This window comes from Streptococcus sp. HMSC065C01, from assembly GCF_001813525.1.
Classification (GTDB): Bacteria; Bacillota; Bacilli; order Lactobacillales; family Streptococcaceae; genus Streptococcus; species Streptococcus parasanguinis_V.
On sequence record NZ_KV812828.1, the window covers coordinates 16,448 to 21,911 of the forward strand.

Here is a 5,464-nt window from a genome sequence, read left to right on the forward strand (position 1 = left end):
AGATACAAAGCCCGTAAAATGCAAAGTGAAAAAAGGAAATTGTCGCAGGGAGCGATGCTCACAAGAGAATTTATCTTTTTCACACAGCATTTAGGGCGTGTTCGTTTATTAAGATGGAAACAATCATCATATGGAGGCTGGGACAAAAGTCCTAGCCTCTTAATTGTTTTTGGATTGTCGAGCAAGACGCAGTGGTTGAGCGAGCTCTACTACACTGGTTTCATCAGTTTTTACAGCCCTACTCAACTGTGCGGAGGTGGGACGACGAAATCGAATTCTAACGAATGACCAATTTCTGTCCCACTCTCTTTTCTTATATATAGGAAGAAAAGTTGGAATTGTCACTTATTCATTTCAGTCCCGCTTTCTTTGTGGTATAATAGGAACGATTGAAAAATGAGCTAGAAATAGCGAACAAGACAAGAGGAGAGAAACATGGTAAAAGATATTCGTGTGCGTTATGCACCAAGTCCAACCGGACTACTACACATCGGAAATGCTCGGACAGCATTGTTTAACTACTTGTATGCACGCCACCATGGTGGAACCTTTATCATCCGTATCGAAGATACGGACCGCAAACGTCATGTCGAAGACGGTGAACGTTCCCAGCTTGAAAACCTTCGTTGGTTAGGCATGGACTGGGATGAAAGTCCTGAGACGCATGAAAACTACCGCCAGTCTGAACGTTTGGAACTCTATCAAACATACATTGACCAACTCTTGGCGGAAGGAAAAGCCTACAAATCTTATGTGACAGAAGAAGAGTTAGCGGCAGAACGTGAACGTCAAGAAGCAGCCGGTGAAACACCTCGCTACATCAACGAATACCTTGGCATGAGCGAAGAAGAAAAAGCAGCTTACGTTGCAGAACGTGAAGCTGCGGGCATCATCCCGACGGTTCGTTTGGCAGTGAATGAGTCTGGTATCTACAAGTGGCATGATATGGTCAAGGGTGATATCGAGTTTGAAGGTGGCAATATCGGTGGTGACTGGGTCATCCAGAAGAAAGATGGCTACCCAACCTACAACTTTGCCGTTGTCATCGATGACCACGATATGCAAATTTCTCACGTTATCCGTGGAGATGACCACATTGCCAACACACCAAAACAGCTCATGGTTTATGAAGCGCTTGGATGGGAAGCACCTGAGTTTGGTCACATGACACTTATCATCAATTCTGAAACTGGTAAGAAGTTGTCTAAACGGGACACTAACACCCTTCAATTTATCGAAGATTACCGTAAGAAGGGCTACCTTCCAGAAGCAGTCTTTAACTTCATCGCCCTTCTTGGTTGGAACCCTGGTGGGGAAGATGAGATCTTCTCTCGCGACGAACTGATCAAGCTCTTTGATGAAAACCGCCTTAGCAAGTCTCCAGCAGCTTTCGACCAGAAGAAACTAGACTGGATGAGCAATGACTACATCAAGAATGCAGACCTTGCGACCATCTTTGAAATGGCTAAACCATTCCTTGAAGAAGCAGGTCGTTTGACAGACAAGGCTGAAAAATTAGTGGAGCTCTACAAACCACAAATGAAGTCAGTGGATGAAATCGTTCCATTGACAGACCTCTTCTTCTCTGACTTCCCAGAATTGACTGAAGCTGAGCGAGAAGTCATGGCTGGTGAAACGGTTCCGACTGTACTTGAAGCCTTCAAAGCGAAATTGGAAGCCATGTCAGACGATGAGTTTGTGGCAGAAAATATCTTCCCACAAATCAAAGCAGTCCAAAAGGAAACTGGTATCAAAGGGAAAAATCTCTTTATGCCAATCCGTATCGCTGTTTCAGGGGAGATGCATGGTCCTGAATTGCCAGATACCATTTACTTGCTTGGACGCGAAAAATCCATCCAGCACATTGAAAATATGTTGGAAAAAATCAGATAGTTATCAGAAAAGCCCCCGTTAAAAGGGGCTTTTTGTTTTAGCTCTAAAGTAAAAGTATTATAGGAGTTTATCAAAAAATTGCCCCGGTTTGACAAATTGACACGACCGAAAACGCTTTTATCACTATTTAAAACAAAAATTATAAAAAAATAGCAATAATTAAGAATAATTGCTTCCAAAATTCGACAGATTAGTCTATAATGTTAGGGAAATAAAAAATGCAATAAGGAGATAGAAATGTTTTTTAAACGTTCTAATGGTGAATTCCGTGAAACGGATCGAGTGACTCGTTTCAAATTGATCAAGTCAGGTAAAAACTGGTTGCGTGCAGCGACTTCAAACTTTGGTCTTTTGAAAGTCATTCGTGGTCAAGTCGAAGAGACAGTTGTAGCTGAAGTGCGTGAAGACGCAGTATCAGTGAAGGAAATGACAAGCCGAGGCTTGCTCAAGGGGATCGTAGCAGCAGGGGCTGTTCTTGGTGCAGCTACAGTAGCAAATACTGCAAAAGCTGATGAAACTGGATCAGACGTTGCGACTGCATCTGAACTTTCAAGCGAAGCACTTGTAGAACAAGGAAGTACAGTTCTTGGAACAACTTCAACAACCGAATCTCAGTCTGAATCAACAACAGCATCAACAACTGAGTCAACTACTGAATCTCAATCTCAATCAACAACAGAATCAGCTAGCGCTTCTGCCTCAACATCTGTAAAAGTATCAGCATCTCTATCAGTTTCATTGAGCGAACAAGGTTCAGCAGAACTTTCAGCAGCTTCAAGCGAATCAACTGTAGCAGCTGGCTCTGAAGCAAGTGTAGAAAGTACTACAACAGTAGCGAAAGCTGAAGATAAAGTTGTTTTGGAACAAAACACTTCAGAAGCAGCATTGTTGAACAAGATTGCAGGAGACTACTCAGCAACTGTATCAGCTCCAGAGAAGAAAGCAGCACTTGATGCGGCTATTTCTAAAGTTCAAACAGAATTGACAGCAAGCAACAGCTTGATCAATGCTAATGCATCCGCTCAATCGTACGCAGACCAACGCGAACGCTTGAGCAAGTCAGTAGATGACATGATGGCAACTTTGACTGCAGCAGGCTTTACTGGTAACACAACAGTGAATGGTGCTCCAGCCATTTCAGCTCAGTTGTCACCAATCTCAACAAGTACTAATGGAACGACAGTTCCAGTTATTACAGATGCGAACGGTGCAACGATTGAGGATGCAGCCTTCAGCAAGTCTGGCTATGCTTTGGATCCAAACGCTGATCGTTTCACTTTCGGTGTATGGCAATTCCTTAAAACAGACCATTCTACTGGTGCGAAAACAAACTTTGATTACTATGCTACTCTTGCAGTAGATCGTTCTGCCATCACTGGTAGTCTTTCAGCTAATCCAGATGTTTACTTGCGTATTGTGAAGAAATCTGATGGATCAGAAGTCTACACTCGTACCCTCAAAGCTGGAGAAAGCAACATCTCACTTCCAAGCTACATCACCAACAACAACTCTGATGTAACCAACACTTTGACTTATACAGGTGCTAACGGCACTGATCCAGGAAACGTTACCTTCTCATTGGTAAATGCGAAGCTTGAGTATGAAACACTTCAAATCCGTGATACTAACTATCCTGGTAATGAAGGTGAAGACAAACAAAACGTTCAAACTTCTGTTCCTTATGCAACAGTTGATCAAACAACTCACTATAAGCTTATCCAAGGTAACTCTACTCCAGGTCAACTATACAAACCTACTGGAAATGAAACAGATCTTGCAAGCTACACACAAACAGGTCTTGCAGGACAACAATTTACAGCTTCAAACAACCGTGATATCCCTGGTTACAAGCATGTAGCTGCTACAACAGATTCTACTCAAAAAACATCTGGTATCCTTGGTAAGGGTGTTGTCGGTCAAAAACTGGTCGAACTTCAAGGTGGAGCCAACCACTACTATGTGAAACGTATTTCTGAAATCGTGGATACAAATGGTTCGACTGTAACGAAATTCTACGCTCTTGATCCATCTCAAGTGAACAATTTTGCTACATCTGATATTGGTACTGAAGATGTATCTAAGTACACACTCATCTACACAAGTAAAGTTAATAAGGCTGGTGAAGAGTGGAAGTCTGATGAGACTAAAGTTACAAAAGTAAACAGTAAAAATGGTGATTACTATCTTGAAGTCAACGAAACTGCTGGAAGCAAATCACTCATTATTACTGGTTGGTCGTCTCCTACTGAGACAGATACTTATAAACAAATGGACGGAACTCTACATACTTATCCACGTCCATTCAAAGGTGCTCCAAGCACATCATTGACACCTGCCGGAGCTGGTAATAACAGTTACAACGTCATCGCTGGTAAAGTTCCAGAAATCCAAGCAGAAGGATCTGTTGCGAATGACCCAACAGCACCAAATGGTAAAGTATACTCTGAATTGAAGGGTTATTCATCATTCTCAAACAACTACTCAATTCCAACTGCGATTAAACCATCAACTGATGTGAACTATTACTTCGAGAAAATGGATGATTCTGAGTCTGCATCTCAATCACAATCTTTCTCTACCTCTGCTTCAAACTCGCAATCCGAGTCAGAAGTAGTGTCTAAATCACAATCTTCATCAGAATCAGAAGTAGCGTCTAAGTCACAATCTGTATCAGAATCAGAAGTGGTTTCTAAATCACAATCAGTGTCACAATCAGAATCAGAAGTAACATCTAAGTCACAATCTGTATCACAATCTGAATCAGAAGTAGTGTCTAAATCACAATCTGTATCACAATCAGAATCAGAAGTAGCATCTAAGTCACAATCTGTATCACAATCTGAATCTGATACAACATCAGCTTCTAAATCAGCATCAGAATCAGCATCTGCATCATTGAGCCAATCAGAAGTTGAATCAGCAAGTGTATCTGAGTCACAATCAGAATCTGCTTCTAAATCTGCATCTGAGTCAGCATCAGCATCTAAGTCTACTTCAGAGTCAGCAAGCACATCAGAATCAGCATCTGAGTCAGCATCAACATCTGCATCTGAGTCAGCAAGCGCGTCAGAATCAGCATCTGAATCTGCTTCAACATCAGCATCAGAGTCAGCAAGCGCGTCAGCATCAGTATCAGCATCTGCATCAGTATCAGCGTCTGAATCAGCATCAGTATCTGAATCAGTATCAGCATCTGCATCAGTATCAGCATCTGCATCAGTATCAACATCTGAATCAGTATCAGCAAGCCAATCAGCTTCAGCATCTGAATCAGTATCAGCATCTGAATCAGCATCAGTTTCAGAATCAGTATCAGCGTCAGCATCAGTATCAGCGTCTGAATCAGCATCAGTATCTGCATCAGTATCAACATCTGCATCAGTATCAGCGTCTGAATCAGCATCAGTATCTGAATCAGTATCAGCATCTGCATCAGTATCAGCATCTGAATCAGCATCAGTTTCAGAATCAGTATCAGCGTCAGCATCAGTATCAGCGTCTGAATCAGCATCAGTATCAACATCTGCATCAGTATCAGCATCTGAATCAGTATCAGCATCTGCATCAGTAT

At 42.0% G+C, this 5,464-nt stretch carries 3 protein-coding genes; all 3 read left to right on the forward strand.

Annotated features, from left to right (window positions below):
• Positions 1-288: hypothetical protein (locus HMPREF2918_RS11415; RefSeq protein WP_218108098.1), on the forward strand; the 288-nt coding region annotated here is incomplete at its 5' end.
• Between the two features lie 147 nt (positions 289-435).
• Entirely contained in the window at positions 436-1,893 is a 1,458-nt protein-coding gene (gene gltX / locus HMPREF2918_RS00510; protein WP_070594326.1) for a glutamate--tRNA ligase, read from the forward strand.
• 237 nt (positions 1,894-2,130) lie between these two features.
• On the forward strand, positions 2,131-5,464 hold a 3,334-nt coding region (locus HMPREF2918_RS11730), incomplete at its 3' end, for an accessory Sec-dependent serine-rich glycoprotein adhesin (protein WP_141751566.1).

What these genes read in the sequence shown, in the direction of transcription:
- gltX (WP_070594326.1), top strand. Translation starts at nt 436, where the DNA reads ATGGTAAAAGATATTCGTGTGCGTTATGCACCAAGTCCAACCGGACTA.